Raw genomic sequence first — 16968 nt, 5'->3', positions numbered from 1 at the left:
CATGACCGTCATCGAAGCCCGCGCGCCGCGCGCCCCGATCAGCCCCAACGCCCTGATCCTGATCGCCGCCTGCGTGGGGCTGGGCTGGGCGGTGACCGCCCAGCTGCCGCCGGCGGGCGTCTTCACCTTCGCCTTCGTCGCCGCGACCTGGGTCCTCAGCGTCGGCGTCCACGAGTTCGGCCACGCCTTCGTCGCCCACAAGGCCGGCGACACGACCATCGTCGAGAAGGGCTACCTGACCCTCGACCCGCTGAAATATTCCGACCTCGTCACCACGATCGTCTTTCCGCTGATCGCCCTGGCCCTGGGCGGCATCGGCTTTCCCGGCGGCGCGGTCTATCTGCGCGAGGACCTGATGCGGTCCCGGGGCTGGCGGTCGCTGGCCTCGCTGGCGGGACCGCTGGGAACCTTGCTGGTGCTGATCGTACTGGCGGCGGCGCTGCCGTTTGTGGTCTCGACCCCGCTGCGCAACGCCCTGGCGATGCTGGCCTTCCTGCAGGCCAGCGCCCTGGTGCTGAACCTGCTGCCGATCCCGGGCCTGGACGGCTACGGCGTCATCCGGCCGTTCCTGCCGGGCGGCGTGCGCGACCGGATGGTCAAGATCGAACGGATCGGCTTCCTGATCCTGTTCGCCCTGATCTTCTGGGTCCCCGGCGTCAGCGGCTTCATCTTCAGCCTGGCCCTGACGATCACCGATCTTCTGGGCGTCTCGCGGCCGGCGATCCGCGACGGCTGGCAGGCCTTCCACTTCTGGGGCTCTTGACCAACGTAACGTCAGCCCCTCTCCTTCGCTCAAACAAGCGTTTCGAGAAGGGGAGGTTCGCCATGGCCTACGCGCCGTTCAATCTGTCGGGCAAGGTCGCCCTGGTCACCGGCGGCAATCGCGGCATCGGCCTGGGCATGGCCAAGGCGATGGCCCAGGCCGGGGCCGACATCGTGATCTGGGGCTCGAACCCCGAGCGCAACCTCGCCGCCGAGACCGAACTGACCAACCTCGGCGTCCGGGTGAAGGCCCAGACCGTCGACGTCTCCGACGAGGCCCAGGTCCGCGAGGGCATGGAGGAGGCGGTGGCCGCCATGGGCCGGGTCGACAGCGTCTTCGCCAACGCCGGCATCGGCTATGGCTCGCCCTCGTTCGTCGAGATGAAGACCGAGACCTATCGCAAGGTGCTGTCGGTCAATCTGGACGGCGTCTTCTTCACCCTGCGCGAGGCCTGCCGCCACATGGTCGAGCGGGCCAAGGCCGGCGATCCGGGCGGCTCGCTGGTCGGCGTCGCCTCGCTGGCCGCCATCGAGGGCGCGGCCCGCAACGAGGCCTACGCCGCCACCAAGGGCGCGGTGATCTCGATGATCAAGTCGGTCGCCGTCGAGCACGCCCGCTACGGCGTGCGCGCCAACGCCATCCTGCCCGGCTGGATCGCCACCGACATGACCGCCGGGGCCCAGGCCAATTCGGCCTTCGCCGACAAGGTCATCCCCCGCGTCCCGGCCCGCCGCTGGGGCGAGCCCGAGGACTTTGGCGGCATAGCCGTCTACCTGGCCTCGGACGCCTCCAGCTACCATTCGGGCACGACCCTGGTGATCGACGGCGGATACTCGATCTTCTAGGGCTTGTGTTTCTTGGACTCTGTCGTCCAATAAAAGGCTTTTAAAAACAGCCTCTTGCGGAACCCTGCGCGCGGTGAGAAGCTTTTCCTCTGGCAGCCTGGACATCAGATCCGGGCGCCGACGAGGAAACGAGAGAGATGACGCCCCAAGACGTTGTCAGCCTGGCTCCACCGCGGGGCTTCCTGATGCTGGTCGCCCTGGTCCTGACCGCCATGGCCAGTTGCTTTTGGACCTGCGAGACCGACGTCGAGACCGAGTTGGCCAAGCACGGCTGACGCCGAGCCGACGGACCGCTGACCTCGCGGCACGCTTGCCGCGCGGGACGCGTGTCGAAATCCTCCCTGAAAATAACGGGAGGAACGGCCATGGGACTGCGCACGCCGCTCTGCGATCTTCTGGACATCGAGCATCCGATCCTGCTGGCCGGCATGGGCGGGGTCTCGTACGCGCCGCTGGCGGCGGCGGTGTCGAACGCCGGCGGCTATGGCGTGCTGGGCATGGCCGGGACCTCGCCGGACTTCATTCGCGACCAGATGCGGCAGGTCCGGACGCTGACCGACAAGCCGTTCGGCGTCGACCTGCTGGCCGCCACGCCCGACGCCCTGACCGCCAGCGTCGAGGTCATCATCGCGGAAGGCGCGTCGTCCTTCATCGCCGGCCTGGGCGTGCCGCTGCCGATCATCGAACGGCTGAAGACGGCGGGCCTCAAGGTCATGGTCGTCTGCGGGGCGGTGAAGCACGCGGTCAAGGCCGAGCAGGCCGGCTGCGACGCGGTCATCTGCCAGGGCGGCGAGGGCGGCGGCCATACGGGCCTGGTCGGGACCCTGCCGCTGGTCGCCCAGGCCGTGGAGGCGGTGAAGATCCCGGTGGTCGCCGCCGGGGGGCTGTATGACGGCCGAGGCCTGGCGGCGGCCCTGACCCTGGGCGCCCAGGGCGTCTGGATGGGCACCCGCTTCATCGCGTCGCGCGAAGCGCATGCCGGCGACCTCTACCGCCAGGCGGTGGTCGAGGCCGCCGACGAGGACACCGTCCGCACCCGCTGCTACTCGGGCAAGCCGATGCGGGTGAGGAAGAACCCCTATGTCGACGACTGGGAGGCGCGGCCGGCCGACATCCAGCCGTTCCCGCAGCAGGCCATGATCTCGATCCGGAACGGGGCGATGGGCGGCATCGGCGGCCAGATCGAAGGCCTGGATCCCGACAAGTCCTGCTTCGCCATGGGCCAGAGCGCCGGCGGGGTGCGCGAGGTGCTGCCAGCCGGCGAGATCGTCACGAGGCTGGTCCGCGAGGCGGAGGCGGCGCTGGATCGGGCCAGCGCCTTCCGCATCTAGAGGGCCTCGAACTTCGGCAGGATCCGCTTGAAGTGGGTCTCGACCGCGTCGTGGCACTCGCAGGCGCGTTTCTCGAGGCCCGGGCGGTCCAGCACCGTGACCTTGCCGCGACCGATGTCGATGATCCCGGCGTCCTGCAGCACCCGGGCGACGGCGCTGATCGTCGTGCGCTGCACGCCCAGCATCTGGGCCAGGGTCTCCTGAGTCAGGCGGATCGGCTCGTCGCCCGAGCGGTCGTGGGCGAACAGCAGCCAGCGGCACGTCCGCTGCTCGATCGGGTGCAAGGCGTTGCAGGCCGCGACCTGCATCATCTGGGCGATGAACACGTCGGCGGCGCGATCGAACAGGTCGGCCACGGCGGGTTGGCGGGTCTTGATGTCCTCCAGCCTGGCGGTGGGGATGCAGAAGGCGCGGCCCGGCACCCGGACCACGGCGCGGCCGTAGGCGGGCTTGAAGCCGGCGCTGACCACGCCGCCGATCGCGCCTTCGAAACCGATGCTGGCCGCCTCGATCTCCTGGCCGTCGGAGGTGACCACCAGCAGCGAGACCTGGGTCGGGCCGCAGGGCAGGTAGGTGTGCTCCACGTCGTCGCCGGCGTCGAACAGCACGGCGTCGAGCGGCAGGTCGACCAGCACCAGATGCGGCGACAGCTCGGTCAGGGTGTCAGGCCGCAGGGCCGCCAGTAGGCGGTTGGAGGCGTAGGGCGGCGCGGCGTCGCCTTCGACGGCGCTGCGGACGATGCGGGCGAAGGCGGTCATGCGTATCTCCCGGTGGCGCTTTCGAATGCTTAAGCGCGCGGGGCACGGCTTAGTTTCCCGGGAAAGGCGAGACTCTTCTCGACCACCCTCGGGCGGATCGTGAAAGACGCGACGGTTCGGGGCCGCTTTTAAAGCAGGGCGGTGGGACCCGGCAGGATCCAGTCTTCTTCCTGCACGTGCATCATCACCGGCAGGCCAAGGCCGGCCGGATGCTCGGCCAGGCGGTGGGCGGCGGCGCGGGCTTCGCCCAGCGTCTCGTAGGCGCCGAACCGCAGATTGTCGCCGATGATCGACCAGTGATCACCGACGCGCACGACGCCGTAATGCACCTCAGTCATGGGAAGACCTCCTTGCAGTATCCACAGGAAAGACCCGAACCGTGGCGATCGCAAGGCCTTTATCGACAAAGCTTTTTTGACACCGGGGGACATCTTGTCCCCAGCTTGGCCGATCCGTTCCAGCCCCGCTGGCGCGTCGCCGAGCATGGCCGCGTGACAGGCGCAGGGGCTTTGGCGATAACGGGGGCCATGTCGCGTCCGTTCCTCCTCGGCGTCGCCCTGGCCGCCTTCGTCGCCGCGCCCGTCCTGGCCCAGGAACGGGACGCGGACGGCCGTCAGCTGCTGCTGGACCTGGCCTATGCGCTGGGCGAGAGCCACGCCCTGCGCCAGGTCTGCCAGGGCGAGGCCGACCAGTACTGGCGGGCGCGGATGGCGCGCGTGACCGAGGTCGAGCAGGCCGACGAGGCCTTCGACGGCCAGATGCGCGACCGGTTCAACGCGGGCTTCGCCTCGCGCCGCGGCCAGTACCCGACCTGCGACCAGGACAGCCGCCAAGCCGAACAGCAGGCGGCCCACCGGGGCCAGACCCTGGCCCTGAAGCTCTCGCAGTCGATGCGCCAGGTCCGTAAGGCGCCGGATTCCGTGGCGGAGGGCGAAGCGCCGCGCTAAGCTCGACCCAAAGTTAAGTTTGGCCAGGGTTTCGTTGGCCGAGATATCGTTTGGGGAGCACTGTCTTGGGCGGCATCGTCGTTCTGATTTTCCTGGGCTTCGCCTTCGTGCTGCTGTTCGGCGCGATCAAGATCGTGCCCCAGGGGCGTGAATTCACCGTCGAGCGCTTTGGCCGCTACACGCGGACCCTCAAGCCCGGCATCTCGTTCTTGACCCCGTTCTTCGAAACCATCGGCCGCAAGGTCAACATGATGGAGCAGGTCCTGGAGGTGCCCCAGCAGGAGGTCATCACCAAGGACAACGTCTCGGTGAAGGTCGACGCCATCGTCTTCATCCAGGTGATGGACGCCGCCGCCGCCGCCTATCGGGTCGACAACCTGATCTACGCCATCACCCAGCTGGCCCAGACCAACCTGCGCACCGTCGTCGGCTCGCTGGAGCTGGACGAAGTGCTGTCCCAGCGCGACCAGATCAACACCCGCCTGCTCTCGACCATCGACCACGCCACCGGTCCCTGGGGCGTGAAGGTGGCGCGCATCGAGATCAAGGACCTGACGCCGCCGCCGGACATCACCAACGCCATGGCCCGCCAGATGAAGGCCGAGCGCGAGAAGCGCGCGGTGATCACTGAGGCCGAGGGCGAGAAGCAGTCCGCCATCACCCGCGCCGAGGGCTCCAAGCAGTCGGCGATCCTGCAGGCCGAGGGCCGCCGCGAGGCCGCCTTCCGCGACGCCGAGGCCCGCGAGCGCGAAGCCGAGGCGGAAGCCAAGGCGACCGCCTTCGTCTCGGAAGCCATCTCGAAGGGCGACGTCAACGCCATCAACTACTTCATCGCCCAGAAGTACGTGGAGGCCTTTGGCGAGCTGGCCCGCAGCCCGCAGCAGAAGACGGTCATCGTCCCCGCCGACTTCGCCGGCCTGACCGGCACGGTCGCGGGCGTCAGCGAGCTGATCAAGAGCCTGGGCGCGGACGCGCCGCGCAGCCCGCCGCCGCCTCGTCCGGCCTCCGGCGCGTCCTCTGGCGCGTCGACCGCGACGCCCACCGGCGGCAAGCGAGGAGCGTGACGCCATGGACGCCGTGGGCGGCTTCTACGCCTTGCATCCGTTCTGGGTCTGGTTGGCGGTCGCGGCCGTCTTCCTGGCCGTCGAGGTCTCGACCGGCACGGGCTGGCTGCTGTGGCCGGCCGCCAGCGCCTTCGTGGTCGGGCTGATCGCCCAGTTCGTCCATCCGGGCCTGGTGGTCGAGGTCGGCCTGTTCGCGGCCCTGACCATCGCCTCGACCCTGGCGGCCAAGCGCTATCTGCGGCCGGTGCTGGAGCCGAAGAATCCTGACCTCAACGATCCGCTGCAACGGCTGGTCGGCCAGCGCGGCCAGGTGCTGGCGGCGTTCGAACAGGGGCGCGGCCGGGTCTTCGTCGACGGCAAGGACTGGGCGGCCGAGACCGACGAGCCGGCCCCGGCGACCGGCCAGGAGGTGGTCGTCACCGGCGTCGACGGCGCGGTTCTGACGGTGCGCGCGATCCCGACCTGATCGGAGCCTGCTGACAGATCGCGGCGACTCCCCTGTTATCGGCCGTGAGCGACACCATCTGAGGCCCGCAACAGCCACCTTGCAGGGCGGGCGCGCGACGCTGCATCGTCGCGTTTAGGGGAGACGGCGTGACTTCGATCATATCGGTAAAGGGTCTGACCAAGACCTATGCGTCCGGGCATCAGGCCCTGAAGACGATCGACCTCGAGATCCGCAAGGGCGAGATCTTCGCCCTGCTGGGCCCGAACGGGGCGGGCAAGACCACCCTGATCAGCATCATCTGCGGGATCGTCAATCCCAGCCTGGGCGTGGTCTTGGCCGACGGCCACGACGTGGTGAAGGACTACCGCGCCGCGCGCAGCAAGATCGGCCTGGTGCCGCAGGAGCTGAACACCGACGCCTTCGAGACGGTATGGGCCACGGTCAGCTTCTCGCGCGGCCTGTTCGGCAAGCCGCGTAACGACGCCTTGATCGAGAAGATCCTTCGCGACCTGTCCCTGTGGGACAAGAAGGACAGCAAGATCATGGCGCTGTCGGGCGGCATGAAGCGCCGGGTGATGATCGCCAAGGCGCTGAGCCACGAGCCGACCATCCTGTTCCTGGACGAGCCCACCGCCGGCGTCGACGTCGAGCTGCGCCGCGACATGTGGGAGATGGTCCGCCAGCTGCGCGAGAGCGGCGTCACCATCATCCTGACCACCCACTACATCGAGGAGGCCGAGGAGATGGCCGACCGGATCGGGGTGATCAACAGGGGCGAGATCATCCTGGTCGAGGACAAGACCGTCCTGATGCGCAAGCTGGGCAAGAAGCAGCTGACCGTGCACCTGCGCGAGCCGCTGGCGGCCCTGCCGGCGGCCTTGGCGGACGTCTCGGTGAACTTGGCCAACGAGGGCGTCGACCTCGTCTACACCTTTGACGCCCAGGCCGAGGACACCGGCATCGCCGATCTGCTGAAGCGTCTCGCCGAGCACGGCGTCGAATTCAAGGACCTGAAGACCGACCAGAGCTCGCTGGAGGACATCTTCGTCAGCCTGGTGAGGGCCCCGCAATGAACCTCTTTGCCGTCAAGGCCATCTACCGCTTCGAGATGGCGCGGTGGTTCCGCACCCTGCTGCAGAGCATCCTGGCGCCGGTGATCTCGACTTCGCTGTATTTCGTGGTGTTCGGCTCGGCGATCGGCTCGCGCATGCAGGCCATCGACGGCGTCAGCTATGGCGCCTTCATCATTCCGGGCCTGATCATGCTGTCGCTGCTGGGCGAGAGCATCTCCAACGCCTCGTTCGGCATCTACATGCCCAAGTGGGCCGGCACGATCTACGAGCTGCTGTCGGCTCCCGTGTCATGGGTCGAGACGGTGATGGGCTATGTCGGGGCGGCGGCGACCAAGTCGATCTGCCTTGGCCTGTTGATCCTGGCCACGGCCCGGATCTTCGTGCCGTTCGAGATCGCCCACCCGTTCGTGATGCTGCTGTTCCTGGTGCTGACGGCGGTGACCTTCAGCCTGTTCGGCTTCGTGATCGGCGTCTGGGCCGACAACTTCCAGAAGCTGCAGATCGTGCCGGCGCTGATCGTCACGCCGCTGACCTTCCTGGGCGGCAGCTTCTACTCGATCAAGATGCTGCCGCCGGTCTGGCAGAAGATCACCCTGTTCAACCCGGTGGTCTATCTGATCAGCGGCTTCCGCTGGAGCTTCTACGGCCAGTCGGACGTGGGCGTCGGCGTCAGCCTGGGCATGACCGCCGTGTTCCTGGCCGTCTGCCTGACGGCGGTCTGGTGGATCTTCAAGACCGGCTACCGGCTGAAGGTCTAGTCGCTCAAAACGCCGCTCATCCCCGCGAAAGCGGGGACCCAAGCCGCGTTAGCGGGGCTTGTTCGAAGTCTCGCAAGTTCTCCGAAAGTCAGCTTGGGTCCCCGCTTTCGCGGGGATGAGCGGATGAAAGGGGCGGAGCTTTCTCAGCGGTATCCGTTGGAGTGTTTTTCAGCCCCTGCATGCCGCTGGCGGCGCCCTTGGCGACCAGGGCCGCCTCGGCGGCGCGAACCATCGGGCGCTCGCGGCTGAAGCCCGCCAGGGCCTGGCAGGTCTCGAAGAAGCCTGGGTCTGTGCGGGTGTCGATCTCGGGCTGCTGCACGATCAGGTTCAGCCCGCGCGCCTGGATCTTCAACACCGCGTCGACCAGGCCGGCCATGTCGCCGGCCAGGGCGTGGAAGCTGGGCACGGCCACCGCGCCGCCGTCGTCCAGCGCGTCCAGCGCCCGCGCCAGGCCCGGCCGCACGACGCCGGAGGCCAGGCACCGGTCGCTGAACACTTCCTCGCAGCCCAGCAGCAGCAGGCGCTCCTCCTGGGCGGGGCTGAAGAAGATCCCCTTCACGGGCGGGACGCGATAGTAGCCGACGAGCTTCATCCAGGGTGCTTGGCAAACCCCCTCGCGCTTGGCGAGGGTTTTCCGCCGCGCCCGGCCAGCCGCCCACAGCTTCGTCGCGTCCCGCCTTCGGGATCTAGCCGGCCAGGGCCGCGGCCACGGCGACCGACAGCGGGGTGGTGGGGCGGCCGATCAGGGCCGACAGCTGGCGGCCGTCGTCGAACAGGCCGCCCTCGGCCGCGCCGGTGTCGGACTGGGCCAGGATCGCCGCCAGCGGGGCCGGCAGGCCAAAGCTCTCCAGGATCCTGGCGTACTCGGCCTCGGGCAGGTCGTTGTAGGGGATGGTCTTGCCGGTCTGGCGCGAGACCTCGGCGGCCAGTTCGGCGCGGGTGAAGGCGACGTCGCCGGCCAGCTCGTAGACGCGGTTTTCGGCGTCCGGCGTCGCGATCACGGCGGCGGCGGCCTCGGCGTAGTCCTCGCGCGTCGCGGCCGAGATCCGGCCCTCGCCCGAGGCGCCGATCAGCGCGCCGGCCGCGACGGCGCCGGCCAGCGAGCCGGTGTAGTTCTCGGTGTACCAGCCGTTGCGCAGCAGGGCGTAGGTCAGGCCCGAGGCTTTGATCAGCGCCTCGGTGGCCTTGTGTTCGTCGGCCAGGACCAGCGGCGAGGCGTCGGCGCGCAGGATGCTGGTATAGGCGATCCGCTTCACGCCGGCGGCCTTGGCGGCGTCGATGACCGCGCCGTGCTGGACCAGGCGCTGGCCGATCGCGTCGCTGGAGATCAGCAGCAGGGTGTCGACGCCGGCGAGGGCGGGACCCAGGGTCTCGGGCCTGGCGTAGTCGGCGGCGCGGACGGCGACGCCCAGATCGGCCGCCTTGGCCGGGTCGCGGGCCAGGGCGATGATCTCGCCGGCCGGGACGCGGACCTTCAGCTTCTCGATGACGAGGCGGCCCAGCTGGCCGGTGGAGCCTGTGACGGCGATGGTCATGATCGTTCTCCGTGGATGACGAGACCGATCTGGGCGCCTTGCTTACTTTCCGTAAGTACCCACATAAATGTAAGCATGAAAGAAAATTGCGCCCCCACCATTCCCGCGTCACACGAGAAGCTGGCCCTGTCCGAGAAGATGGCGCGGGGCGATCTCCTGGCCACGGGCTGTCCGTCGCGGGAAGTGCTGCGGCGCGTGACCAGCAGCTGGGGGGTCTTGGTGCTGATCGCGCTGGAGACCCGCACGCGCCGCTTCTCCGAGCTGCGGCGGGCGATCGGCGGCGTCAGCGAGCGCATGCTGGCCCAGACCCTGCAACAGCTGGAGGGCGATGGCTTCGTCCGGCGGGTGGCCTACAAGGTCGTGCCGCCGCACGTGGAATACAGCCTGACGCCCCTGGGCGCGGAGGTCGCCGAGAAGGTTCGCGGCCTGGCCGACTGGATCGAGCTCAATCTCGACCGGATCCTGCCGCACTGGAAGGATGCGCCGGTCGCCTAGGCCGATCTGGCGAACCGCGCGCGATAGGCGCCGGGCGTGGTCGAGAACTGGCGGCGGAAGTGATGGCGCAAGGCCGGCGCGCCCAGGCCGACGGCCTCGGCGACCTGCTCGATCCCGGCCGGCGAGGTTTCCAGCAGGTCCCGCGCCCGGTTCAGCCGCTCGGCCAGCAGCCAGCGGGCGGGCGTGTCGCCGGTGGCGGCCTCGAACCGCCGCAGGAAGGTCCGCTCGCTCATGCCGGCCGCGCTGGCCAGGGCCTTGATGGTGTGGGCGCCGGCCAGATCGGCGCGCATGCGGTCCAGGATGGGGCCAAGGCGCGAGGCCTCGTGCGCGACCGGCACCGGCCGCTGGACGAACTGGGCCTGGCCGCCGTCGCGATGCGGCGGCACCACCAGGCGGCGGGCGACGGTGTTGGCGGCCTCGGGGCCGAAGTCGCGACGGATCAGGTGCAGGCCAAGGTCGATGCCCGCCGCGCTGCCGGCCGAGGTCAACAGGTCGCCTTCGTCGACATAGAGCACATCCGGCTGGACCTCGATCGCCGGATGGCGTTCGCGCAGGGCCTGCGCATAGCGCCAGTGGGTCGTGGCCTGCCGGCCGTCCAGCAGGCCCGTGGCGGCCAGGACGAAGACGCCCGAACAGATCGACATCAGCCGCGCGCCCCGCGCGTGAGCCGCGCGCAAGGCTTCGAGAAGCGGTTCCGGCACGGGCGCGTCCATGCCCCGCCAGCCGGGCGCGACAATGATGCTGGCCTGGTCCAGCAGCTCCAGCCCGCCGTCGCCGACGATCCGCACCCCGCCCAGGCCCTTCAGCTCGCCCGGCTCCACGGCGGCGGTGGCGAAGCGGTACCAGTCCGGCCCCATCTCGGGCCGGGGCAGGGCGAACAGCTCGACCGCCACACCGTATTCGAAGGTGCAGAGGCCGTCATAGGCCAGGGCGACGACGAGGGGAGAGGGGTTTGGCATGATCTTTACGGTCGCTGTCGATCTCGCCAGCTAACGCGAGGCGCGGGCGTGGGGCAAGTCTGCGGCGGTAGAACTGCTGGAGAGCGCCATGAGCCATGTATCCGAGATCCCCGCCGCGTCGTTCCGGGACGCCGCCGCCCACTTCGCCGCGCGGCTGTCGCTGGAGACCGACTGCGCCGACGTCGCCGCCGCGATGCGGGCCGGCGAGGTCGACTTCGTCCTGCTGCACGTGGTCGGGTCGCCGCAGGCCTACGCGCGCCGCCATGTGCCGGGCGCGATCCACCTGCGCCACGCGGACATCACCGTCGAGCGGATGGCGCAGTGGTCGGCCGAGACCCTGTTCGTCGTCTATTGCGCCGGTCCGCACTGCAACGGCGCTGACCGCGCGGCGCTGAAGCTGGCCCGGCTGGGTCGGCCAGTGAAGCTGATGATCGGCGGCGTCACCGGCTGGGCCGACGAGGGTCTGCCGTTCGCCGAGGGTTCCGAGCCGGGCGCGCTCAGAGAGTTGGAGGAGGCCGCCTAGACGAAGCGCGGATTGGCCTTGCGCAGGCCTTCGTTGGCCAGGGCGTCGGCGCGTTCGTTCAGCGGATGGCCGGCGTGACCCTTGACCCAGCGCCAGTCGACGTCGTGCCGCTCGCGCGCGGCGTCGAGCCGCTTCCACAGGTCGTCGTTCTTGACCGGGCTCTTGTCGGCTGTCTTCCAGCCGCGCGCCTTCCAGCCCCGGATCCATTCCTGGATGCCTTTCATGACGTACTGGCTGTCGGTGTGCAGCTCGACCTTGCAGGGTCGGTTCAAGAGCTCCAGCGCCTGGATGGCGGCCATCAGCTCCATGCGGTTGTTGGTCGTCCCCGGCTCGCCGCCGCAGATTTCCTTCTTCTTGTCGCCATAGAACAGGATGGCGCCCCAGCCGCCCGGGCCGGGATTACCCTTGCAGGCGCCGTCCGTGTAGATCGTGACCTTGGGCGTCATCAGAACAGCACGAGACCTTCGCGGTGGACGGCCAGCTTGCGCTCGTACTCCAGCGGATCCTTGGGCTTGACCAGGGCGCCGGCGGGCGTCGCGCCCCAGTCGGCCAGGCGGGTCAGGAAGAAGCGCATGGCCGCGCCGCGCGCCAGGATCGGCAAGGCTTCCTTTTCGGCCGGGCTCAGCGGCCGGCGGCGCTCGTAGCCGTTCAGCAGCGCCTTGGCGGCGGTGATGTTGAAGCTGCCGTCGGCCTCGAAGCACCAGGCGTTCAGGGTCACGGCCACGTCGTAGGCGTAGGCGTCGTCGCAGGCGAAGTAGAAGTCGATCGCGGCGGCGAACTTGCCGTTCGACTGGAAGAAGACGTTGTCGGGGAAGTAGTCCGCGTGGATCACGCCCGACGGCAGGTTCCGGGGCCACATCAGGGCCAGCTGGGCCAGGTCCTTGTCGATGGTGGTCGCCAGGCCGGGCTTCAGGTCGTCGGCCGCCTTGCGGTGCTTGGCGAACAGCGTGGCCCAGGCGCTCTGGCCCAGGTCGTTGGCGCGACGGCCGGGATAGCCTTCGCCGGCCAGGTGCAGCCAGGCCAGGCCCTCGCCGGCCTCGCGGCAGTGGGCGACCGTCGGGCGGCGCGCCGACAGGCCGGGCAGGAACTCGACGATCGCCGCGGCCTTGCCGCGCAGGGTCGCCAGCGTGGCGCCCTTGCGGTCCGGGATCGGCCGGGCGCTGGGAAAGCCCCTGTCGGCCAGCCAGGTCAGCATGTTCAGGAAATAGGGCAGGTCGTCGGCCTTCACCCGCCGTTCGTAGACGGTCAGGATGTAACGACCCTTCTCCGTCTCCAGCAGGAAGTTGGAGTTCTCCACGCCCTCGGCGATGCCCTTGAACGCCAGCGGCGCGCCCAGGTCATAGCCCTCCAGGAAGGCGGCGAGTTCGTCGTCGGTGATGTCGGTATAGACGGCCATGGCGCGGGGATGCGGGAGGAGGCGCTGGCGGTCAAGGGGGCGTGTTCCTGAACCACCCAATCCCGCTCATCCTCGCGAAAGCGGGGACCCAAGCTGACTCTCGGCTTGAAGCGCAGGCCGTGATTAATCCTCCAACGCCGCTTGGGTCCCCGCTTTCGCGGGGATGAGCGGTCTAGGAGGGGCGTTCCTCAAGCCGTCAGCAGCCGGGGCAGCTTGAACGTGATCGTCTCCCGCGCCTCGACCAGTTCCTCGACGGTGGTGTCGAAACGGGCCGAGATGGCGTCGATGACGCCTTGCACCAGATCCTCCGGGGCCGAGGCGCCGGCGGTCAGGCCCACGCGCGAGACGCCCTCGAACCAGGCCCAGTCGATGCCGGCGGCGTCGTCGATCAGATAGGCCTCGCGGGCCCCGGCCTTCAGGCCGACCTCCTTGAGGCGCACCGAGTTGGACGAATTCTTCGAGCCGACCACCAGCACCAGCTCGGCCTGTTCGGCCAGATGCTTGACCGCGTCCTGGCGGTTGGTGGTGGCGTAGCAGATGTCTTCCTTGTGCGGGGCGGCGATGTCGGGGAAGCGTTCGCGCAGCAGGGCGATCATGTCGGCGGTGTCGTCGACCGACAGGGTGGTCTGGGTCAGGAAGGCCACGTTGGAGACGTCCTTGGGCGTCCAGGCGGCGGCGTCCTTCAGGTCCTCGATCAGGGTGACCGCGCCCTCGGGCAGCTGGCCCATGGTGCCGATCACCTCGGGATGGCCGGCGTGGCCGATCAGCACGATCTCGCGGCCGGCGTCGTAGTGCTTCTGAGCCTCGACATGGACCTTGGAGACCAGCGGGCAGGTGGCGTCCAGATAGATCATCTGGCGCGATCGGGCCTCGGCCGGCACCGACTTGGGCACGCCGTGGGCCGAGAACACGACGGGGCGGTCGTCTGGGGCTTCCTCGAGTTCCTCGATGAACACCGCGCCCAGCGCCTTCAGGCGATCTACCACGTGGCGATTGTGCACGATCTCGTGACGCACATAGACCGGCGCGCCGAACTTCTCGACGGCGCGCTCGACGATCTGGATGGCGCGATCCACGCCGGCGCAGAAGCCGCGCGGGCTGGCCAGCACGAGCGAGATCGGACGACGAACCGGCATGGGGGCGGGCGTATGGGCGTTCATGGCGCGGAAACTAGTCTCTTGGATGGCCCGGCGCCAGGAGTCTGCGTCGTTGCGACGTCACGCATATGCCTTTATCAGGCTGCATGACGCCGATGGGGGCCATGGCCCCGCTTGGCTCTTCTTTTTTCGGAACCGGACGTTTCATGCGCCGCACCTTTTCGCTCGCCCTCAGCGCCCTGATGGCCGTCTCGATCGCCGCGACGACGGCGACGATCGCTCACGCGCAAGGCCCCGGCGGCGGTGGCGGCCAGGACGACGGCGACCAGGCCGCCAAGAAGAAGAAGCGCGACGAGGAGTGGAACCAGCCCAAGGCGCCGCTGCAGCAGCTGCGCAACGCTGGTCCCTGCCCCTATGTGAAGGTGCTGTACGACGCCAGCCGCTACGTCGAGTTCAAGGATGCCAAGGAATCGGCCAACCAGGCGGGCTTCACCGGCGAGATCCAGAGCCTGGCCTCGGGCTGCGCCTACAAGAGCGACGAGCCGATCCGCATCCGCGCCGAGGTCCTGTTCCAGCTGGGCCGCGGCCCGCAGGCTCAGGGCGACAAGCACGTCTACCGCTACTGGGTGGCCGTGACCGAGCGGAACCAGGCCGTGATCGCCAAGGAATATTTCGACCTGCCGGTGACCTTCGCCGCCGGCCAGGACCGCGCCTATGCGCGCGAGACGCTCGAGCAGATCACCATCCCGCGCGCCGACGCCAAGGTCAGCGGCGGCAATTTCGAGGTGCTGATCGGCTTCGACGTGACGCCGGAGATGGCCGCCTTCAACCGTGAGGGCAAGCGCTTCCGCGTCAACGCCGGCCAGACGGCCCAAGCCGGCCAGGCCCAAACAGGGACGACCACCAAGCAATGAACGATTTGAAGCGGTCCTTGAGCGAGGCGGCCGCGGCCGCTTTCCAGGCCGCCGGACTTCCTCCCGAGTTCGGACGCGTCACCGCCTCCGACCGACCCGACCTGGCCGATTTCCAGTGCAACGGCGCCCTCGCGGCGGCCAAGAGCGCCAAGCGCAATCCGCGCGAGATCGCCGCCCAGGTCGTCGACATTCTCAAGGGCGACCCACGCCTGGCCTCCGTGGAGATCGCCGGGGCCGGCTTCATCAACATGCGTGTCAGCGACGAGGCCCTGTCGGTCCGGGTCGGCGAGATCGCCTCCGACGACCGCGTCGGCGCCCAGCTGCTGGACGCGCCCCGCCGAGTCCTGGTCGACTATGCCGGCCCGAACGTGGCCAAGCCGATGCACGTGGGCCATCTGCGCGCCTCGATCATCGGCGAGTCGATCAAGCGCCTGTACCGCTTCCGGGGCGACGAGGTTCTGGGCGACGCCCACTTCGGCGACTGGGGCTTCCAGATGGGCCTGCTGATCAGCGCCATCCTGGACGAGGACGCCGCGATCAGGGCGCTGGTCGAGGCCCTGCCCGAGACGGCGACCGACCCCGAGAGCGCCGCGGCCCTGAAGCTGGCGGCCGAGCTCGACGTCCGTATCACCCTGGCCGACCTCGACCGCATCTATCCGGCCGCCTCCGTCCGCCAGAAGGAAGATCCGGCGTTCAAGGAGCGCGCCCGCAAGGCCACCGCCGAGCTGCAGAACGGCCGCTTCGGCTACCGCCTGCTGTGGCGTCACTTCGTCAAGGTCAGCCGCGTGGCCCTGGAGCGCGAGTTCCACGCCCTGGGCGTCGACTTCGACCTGTGGAAGGGCGAGAGCGACGTCAACGACCTGATCGAGCCGATGGTTCGAGAACTCGAGGACAAGGGGCTGCTGGTCGAGGACCAGGGCGCCCGCATCGTCCGCGTGGCGCGCCCCGGCGAGACCAAGAAGAAGAAGCTTCCCGATGGCGGCGTGATCGAGGTCGAGAGCCCCGATCCCCTGCTGGTCGTCTCGTCGGAAGGCTCGGCCATGTACGGCACCACCGACCTGGCCACCATCCTGGACCGCCGTCAGTCGTTCGATCCGCACCTGATCCTCTACTGCGTGGACCAGCGCCAGGCCGACCATTTCGAGCAGGTCTTCCGCGCCGCCTATCTGGCCGGCTACGCCGCCGAGGGTTCGCTGGAGCACATCGGCTTCGGCACCATGAACGGCGCCGACGGCAAGCCCTTCAAGACCCGCGCCGGCGGCGTCCTGAAGCTGCACGACCTGATCGAAATGGCCCGCGAAAAGGCCCGGGAGCGCCTGCACGAAGCGGGTCTCGGCGCCGAGCTGTCGGAAGAACAGTTCGAGGACACCGCTCACAAGGTCGGCGTCGCGGCCCTGAAGTTCGCCGACCTGCAGAACTTCCGCGGCACCTCGTACGTCTTCGACCTCGACCGCTTCACCAGCTTCGAGGGCAAGACCGGCCCGTACCTGCTGTACCAGTCGGTGCGCATCAAGAGCGTGCTGCGCAAGGCCGCCGAGGCCGGCGCGAGCGCTGGCCCGATCGTGATCCACGAACAGGCCGAACGGGATCTGGCCATGCTGCTGGACGCCTTCGAGGGCGCCCTGCAGGAGGCCTATGACAAGAAGGCCCCGAACTTCGTGGCCGAGCACGCCTACAAGCTGGCCCAGACCTTCTCGAAGTTCTACGCCGCGTGCCCGATCATGAGCGCAGACACCGAGGCGCTGCGGGCCTCGCGCCTGGCCCTGGCCCAGACCACCCTGCGCCAGCTGGCGCTGACCCTGGACCTATTGGGCATCGAAGCGCCCGAGCGGATGTAATCGCTTACGGCGCCGTCCGGGAAATCGGGGCGGGGGAGGCAGGCCCAGCTTGACTCCACCCCGCCCCTCCCGCATTGAGCCGACGACCCTCGCGGGAGACGTCGGGATTCGCTCCCGAGGCCGAAGGCGCAACCGCCCCGGAAACGCTCAGGCAAAAGGACCGCGCGGGTTTTTAAAACGCTGGAAAGCAGTCTCCCGAAAGGGCGGCTCGCCGAAGGAGCAAG

The 16968-nt window shown here is 68.9% G+C and carries 21 protein-coding genes and 1 riboswitch; of the genes, 13 read left to right on the top strand and 8 right to left on the bottom strand.

Annotated features, from left to right (window positions below; genetic code table 11):
• Nucleotide 1 precedes the first annotated feature (1 nt).
• The 4 genes from K8940_RS21655 to K8940_RS21640 all read left to right on the top strand — a co-directional run bounded on the left by K8940_RS21655 (nucleotide 2) and on the right by K8940_RS21640 (nucleotide 2939).
• Complete coding sequence (locus tag K8940_RS21655) at nucleotides 2-763, top strand: site-2 protease family protein (protein ID WP_223392105.1); 762 nt, start codon at nucleotides 2-4, stop codon at nucleotides 761-763.
• Nucleotides 764-825: 62 nt separating this feature from the next.
• The gene (locus K8940_RS21650; protein ID WP_223392104.1) at nucleotides 826-1608 is read left to right on the top strand and encodes an SDR family NAD(P)-dependent oxidoreductase; all 783 of its coding nucleotides are present in this window, start codon (nucleotides 826-828) and stop codon (nucleotides 1606-1608) included.
• A 137-nt stretch (nucleotides 1609-1745) separates the two neighbouring features.
• Nucleotides 1746-1883: a hypothetical protein gene (locus tag K8940_RS21645; RefSeq protein ID WP_223392103.1), complete on the top strand. Its 138-nt coding sequence runs from the start codon at nucleotides 1746-1748 to the stop codon at nucleotides 1881-1883.
• 90 nt (nucleotides 1884-1973) lie between these two features.
• Entirely contained in the window at nucleotides 1974-2939 is a 966-nt protein-coding gene (locus K8940_RS21640) for an NAD(P)H-dependent flavin oxidoreductase (protein WP_223392102.1), read from the top strand.
• Here K8940_RS21640 and K8940_RS21635 read toward each other — a convergent pair.
• Both K8940_RS21635 and K8940_RS21630 read right to left on the bottom strand, forming a co-directional pair.
• Entirely contained in the window at nucleotides 2936-3697 is a 762-nt protein-coding gene (locus K8940_RS21635; RefSeq protein WP_223392101.1) for a Crp/Fnr family transcriptional regulator, read from the bottom strand. The two genes, K8940_RS21640 and K8940_RS21635, sit on opposite strands and share 4 nt — an antisense overlap.
• A 128-nt stretch (nucleotides 3698-3825) precedes the next feature.
• Nucleotides 3826-4053, bottom strand: a complete 228-nt coding sequence (locus tag K8940_RS21630; protein WP_411675607.1) for a hypothetical protein — start codon at nucleotides 4051-4053, stop codon at nucleotides 3826-3828.
• Nucleotides 4054-4224: 171 nt separating this feature from the next.
• On the opposite strand from K8940_RS21630, the gene K8940_RS21625 reads away from it, so the two are divergent.
• The 5 genes from K8940_RS21625 to K8940_RS21605 all read left to right on the top strand — a co-directional run bounded on the left by K8940_RS21625 (nucleotide 4225) and on the right by K8940_RS21605 (nucleotide 7987).
• A complete protein-coding gene (locus K8940_RS21625) occupies nucleotides 4225-4644 on the top strand; it encodes a TIGR02301 family protein (RefSeq protein ID WP_223392099.1) in 420 nt (139 codons plus the stop codon).
• A 65-nt stretch (nucleotides 4645-4709) separates the two neighbouring features.
• Nucleotides 4710-5708 carry an SPFH domain-containing protein gene (locus K8940_RS21620; protein ID WP_223392098.1) on the top strand — a complete coding sequence of 333 codons (999 nt, stop codon included), beginning with the start codon at nucleotides 4710-4712 and terminating at the stop codon, nucleotides 5706-5708.
• Between the two features lie 4 nt (nucleotides 5709-5712).
• Nucleotides 5713-6174 (top strand): NfeD family protein, encoded by a 462-nt coding sequence (locus K8940_RS21615; RefSeq protein WP_223392097.1) that lies wholly within the window; start codon nucleotides 5713-5715, stop codon nucleotides 6172-6174.
• Nucleotides 6175-6278: 104 nt separating this feature from the next.
• Nucleotides 6279-7229 carry an ABC transporter ATP-binding protein gene (locus K8940_RS21610; protein WP_223395950.1) on the top strand — a complete coding sequence of 317 codons (951 nt, stop codon included), beginning with the start codon at nucleotides 6279-6281 and terminating at the stop codon, nucleotides 7227-7229.
• Nucleotides 7226-7987 carry an ABC transporter permease gene (locus K8940_RS21605; RefSeq protein ID WP_223392096.1) on the top strand — a complete coding sequence of 254 codons (762 nt, stop codon included), beginning with the start codon at nucleotides 7226-7228 and terminating at the stop codon, nucleotides 7985-7987. Before K8940_RS21610 ends, K8940_RS21605 begins: the two co-directional genes overlap by 4 nt.
• 88 nt (nucleotides 7988-8075) lie before the next feature.
• Here K8940_RS21605 and K8940_RS21600 read toward each other — a convergent pair whose 3' ends face one another.
• Both K8940_RS21600 and K8940_RS21595 read right to left on the bottom strand, forming a co-directional pair.
• Nucleotides 8076-8579, bottom strand: a complete 504-nt coding sequence (locus K8940_RS21600) for a recombinase family protein (protein WP_223392095.1) — start codon at nucleotides 8577-8579, stop codon at nucleotides 8076-8078.
• A 94-nt stretch (nucleotides 8580-8673) separates the two neighbouring features.
• A complete protein-coding gene (locus tag K8940_RS21595; RefSeq protein ID WP_223392094.1) occupies nucleotides 8674-9522 on the bottom strand; it encodes an SDR family oxidoreductase in 849 nt (282 codons plus the stop codon).
• Between the two features lie 138 nt (nucleotides 9523-9660).
• Between K8940_RS21595 and K8940_RS21590 the strand changes: the two genes are divergently transcribed.
• Nucleotides 9661-10017, top strand: a complete 357-nt coding sequence (locus K8940_RS21590; protein WP_223395948.1) for a winged helix-turn-helix transcriptional regulator — start codon at nucleotides 9661-9663, stop codon at nucleotides 10015-10017.
• Here the strand turns inward: K8940_RS21590 and ftrA are convergent.
• Nucleotides 10014-10976 (bottom strand): transcriptional regulator FtrA, encoded by a 963-nt coding sequence (ftrA, locus tag K8940_RS21585; protein ID WP_223392093.1) that lies wholly within the window; start codon nucleotides 10974-10976, stop codon nucleotides 10014-10016. The genes K8940_RS21590 and ftrA overlap by 4 nt on opposite strands.
• A gap of 88 nt (nucleotides 10977-11064) precedes the next feature.
• On the opposite strand from ftrA, the gene K8940_RS21580 reads away from it, so the two are divergent.
• On the top strand, nucleotides 11065-11499 hold the full coding sequence (locus K8940_RS21580) for a rhodanese-like domain-containing protein (protein ID WP_223392092.1): 435 nt from the start codon (nucleotides 11065-11067) through the stop codon (nucleotides 11497-11499).
• Here K8940_RS21580 and rnhA read toward each other — a convergent pair.
• The 3 genes from rnhA to ispH form a co-directional block, all read right to left on the bottom strand.
• Nucleotides 11496-11945: a ribonuclease HI gene (gene rnhA, locus K8940_RS21575; RefSeq protein WP_223392091.1), complete on the bottom strand. Its 450-nt coding sequence runs from the start codon at nucleotides 11943-11945 to the stop codon at nucleotides 11496-11498. The two genes, K8940_RS21580 and rnhA, sit on opposite strands and share 4 nt — an antisense overlap.
• The gene (gene thrB, locus K8940_RS21570; protein WP_223392090.1) at nucleotides 11945-12895 is read right to left on the bottom strand and encodes a homoserine kinase; all 951 of its coding nucleotides are present in this window, start codon (nucleotides 12893-12895) and stop codon (nucleotides 11945-11947) included. Before thrB ends, rnhA begins: the two co-directional genes overlap by 1 nt.
• A 188-nt stretch (nucleotides 12896-13083) precedes the next feature.
• Entirely contained in the window at nucleotides 13084-14031 is a 948-nt protein-coding gene (ispH, locus tag K8940_RS21565) for a 4-hydroxy-3-methylbut-2-enyl diphosphate reductase (protein ID WP_411675606.1), read from the bottom strand.
• 167 nt (nucleotides 14032-14198) lie between these two features.
• On the opposite strand from ispH, the gene K8940_RS21560 reads away from it, so the two are divergent.
• Nucleotides 14199-14906: a Tat pathway signal sequence domain protein gene (locus K8940_RS21560; protein ID WP_223392088.1), complete on the top strand. Its 708-nt coding sequence runs from the start codon at nucleotides 14199-14201 to the stop codon at nucleotides 14904-14906.
• Entirely contained in the window at nucleotides 14903-16744 is a 1842-nt protein-coding gene (locus tag K8940_RS21555; RefSeq protein ID WP_223392087.1) for an arginine--tRNA ligase, read from the top strand. The genes K8940_RS21560 and K8940_RS21555 overlap by 4 nt, the downstream gene beginning before the upstream one ends.
• Before the next feature lie 82 nt (nucleotides 16745-16826).
• A riboswitch (glycine riboswitch) is annotated at nucleotides 16827-16917 on the top strand.
• Nucleotides 16918-16968 lie beyond the last annotated feature (51 nt).

It is taken from the genome of Caulobacter segnis (genome assembly GCF_019931575.1).
Taxonomy (GTDB): domain Bacteria; phylum Pseudomonadota; class Alphaproteobacteria; order Caulobacterales; family Caulobacteraceae; genus Caulobacter; species Caulobacter segnis_C.
The sequence above is the reverse complement of the archived record's forward strand: the minus strand, read 5'-3'. Positions and strand labels throughout refer to the sequence as shown.

What these genes read in the sequence shown, in the direction of transcription:
- K8940_RS21635 (WP_223392101.1), bottom strand. Translation starts at nt 3,697, where the DNA reads ATGACCGCCTTCGCCCGCATCGTCCGCAGCGCCGTCGAAGGCGACGCC.
- K8940_RS21655 (WP_223392105.1), top strand. Translation starts at nt 2, where the DNA reads ATGACCGTCATCGAAGCCCGCGCGCCGCGCGCCCCGATCAGCCCCAAC.
- K8940_RS21615 (WP_223392097.1), top strand. Translation starts at nt 5,713, where the DNA reads ATGGACGCCGTGGGCGGCTTCTACGCCTTGCATCCGTTCTGGGTCTGG.
- K8940_RS21625 (WP_223392099.1), top strand. Translation starts at nt 4,225, where the DNA reads ATGTCGCGTCCGTTCCTCCTCGGCGTCGCCCTGGCCGCCTTCGTCGCC.
- ftrA (WP_223392093.1), bottom strand. Translation starts at nt 10,976, where the DNA reads ATGCCAAACCCCTCTCCCCTCGTCGTCGCCCTGGCCTATGACGGCCTC.
- ispH (WP_411675606.1), bottom strand. Translation starts at nt 14,031, where the DNA reads ATGCCGGTTCGTCGTCCGATCTCGCTCGTGCTGGCCAGCCCGCGCGGC.
- K8940_RS21555 (WP_223392087.1), top strand. Translation starts at nt 14,903, where the DNA reads ATGAACGATTTGAAGCGGTCCTTGAGCGAGGCGGCCGCGGCCGCTTTC.
- K8940_RS21645 (WP_223392103.1), top strand. Translation starts at nt 1,746, where the DNA reads ATGACGCCCCAAGACGTTGTCAGCCTGGCTCCACCGCGGGGCTTCCTG.
- thrB (WP_223392090.1), bottom strand. Translation starts at nt 12,895, where the DNA reads ATGGCCGTCTATACCGACATCACCGACGACGAACTCGCCGCCTTCCTG.
- K8940_RS21600 (WP_223392095.1), bottom strand. Translation starts at nt 8,579, where the DNA reads ATGAAGCTCGTCGGCTACTATCGCGTCCCGCCCGTGAAGGGGATCTTC.
- K8940_RS21595 (WP_223392094.1), bottom strand. Translation starts at nt 9,522, where the DNA reads ATGACCATCGCCGTCACAGGCTCCACCGGCCAGCTGGGCCGCCTCGTC.
- rnhA (WP_223392091.1), bottom strand. Translation starts at nt 11,945, where the DNA reads ATGACGCCCAAGGTCACGATCTACACGGACGGCGCCTGCAAGGGTAAT.
- K8940_RS21580 (WP_223392092.1), top strand. Translation starts at nt 11,065, where the DNA reads ATGAGCCATGTATCCGAGATCCCCGCCGCGTCGTTCCGGGACGCCGCC.
- K8940_RS21650 (WP_223392104.1), top strand. Translation starts at nt 826, where the DNA reads ATGGCCTACGCGCCGTTCAATCTGTCGGGCAAGGTCGCCCTGGTCACC.
- K8940_RS21640 (WP_223392102.1), top strand. Translation starts at nt 1,974, where the DNA reads ATGGGACTGCGCACGCCGCTCTGCGATCTTCTGGACATCGAGCATCCG.
- K8940_RS21590 (WP_223395948.1), top strand. Translation starts at nt 9,661, where the DNA reads ATGGCGCGGGGCGATCTCCTGGCCACGGGCTGTCCGTCGCGGGAAGTG.
- K8940_RS21560 (WP_223392088.1), top strand. Translation starts at nt 14,199, where the DNA reads ATGCGCCGCACCTTTTCGCTCGCCCTCAGCGCCCTGATGGCCGTCTCG.
- K8940_RS21605 (WP_223392096.1), top strand. Translation starts at nt 7,226, where the DNA reads ATGAACCTCTTTGCCGTCAAGGCCATCTACCGCTTCGAGATGGCGCGG.